At 65.3% G+C, this 1,072-nt stretch carries 2 protein-coding genes; both read right to left on the minus strand.

Annotated features, from left to right (window positions below; genetic code table 11):
• A partial coding sequence (ppk2, locus tag ND747_RS16455) for a polyphosphate kinase 2 (RefSeq protein WP_251734486.1) occupies positions 1-761 on the minus strand: 761 nt, incomplete at its 3' end.
• A 126-nt stretch (positions 762-887) separates the two neighbouring features.
• A partial coding sequence (locus ND747_RS16460; RefSeq protein WP_251734487.1) for a hypothetical protein occupies positions 888-1,072 on the minus strand: 185 nt, incomplete at its 5' end.

Below are 1,072 nucleotides of genomic sequence, written 5' to 3' on the forward strand. Positions count from 1 at the left end.
TTTGGCCGGTCCGGGATGACAAGTGAGGGTCGCTCGACTTCCTGGTACGGAACGGTCGACAGCAGGTGGCTGATCATGTTTATGCGGGCTCGGCGCTTGTCGTCCGCCTCGATCTCGAACCAGGGCGATTCCGTTGTGTCGGTGTGGACGAACATGTCGTCCTTGGCGCGGGAGTAGTCCTCCCAGCGGCGGATGGACTCCAGGTCCATCGGTGAGAGCTTCCAGCGGCGCATCGGGTCATCCAGCCGGTCGCGGAAGCGGTCGTCCTGCTCGGTGTCGCTGACCGAGAACCAGTACTTGCGCAGCATGATGCCGTCGTCGATGAGGAGCCGCTCGAACACCGGGCACTGCGCGAGGAAACGTCGGTGCTCGGCTGGCGTGCAGAATTCCATGACCCGCTCGACGCCGGCGCGGTTGTACCATGACCGGTCCATCAGGACGATCTCGCCGGCGGCGGGCAGTTGCTCGATATAGCGCTGGAAGTACCACTGAGTTTTTTCTCGCTCCGTGGGCACCGGGAGGGCGACGATCCGGGCGACCCGCGGGTTCAGATATTCGGTGACGCGTTTGATGGCGCTGCCCTTCCCGGCGGCGTCTCTGCCCTCGAATATCACGACCAGGCGTCCGCCGGTCTCGCGGATCCACTCCTGCATGGTCACCAGCTCAGCCTGGAGCCGGAGGAGTTCTTTCTCGTAGAGCTCACGCTTCAGCCGCGGTGCGGCGTCACCGGTGCCGGTCCGGCGTCTGACTTGTCCGCTCATACCTGTCCAAGGAGGGAGGCCGCAGGGGCTGGTCCGTTACCGCCGGCCATTATTCTATCCGGCCTGCTCACTGGTGCGCCATCCTCGTGTCGGAACTCGTAAACGGGAGATGTCGGGCACGCCCGTCTACCGCGTCGAACGGGCCTTGTGTCGATCTGGCGGTTCCGGACACTTCGAGACCATGATTGTCGGCGCGGTGGTCGCGTTGAAGGCGATGAGGAAGCCGAGCGCGCCGGATGATCCGTCGTCCCGCGCGCTCGGCTGGCGGTGCTGACCGGAGACGGCACGGGCCTCGGGCGCGCTGGGAGTCG

The organism is Frankia sp. R82 (genome assembly GCF_023716925.1).
Lineage (GTDB): Bacteria > Actinomycetota > Actinomycetes > Frankiales > Frankiaceae > Frankia.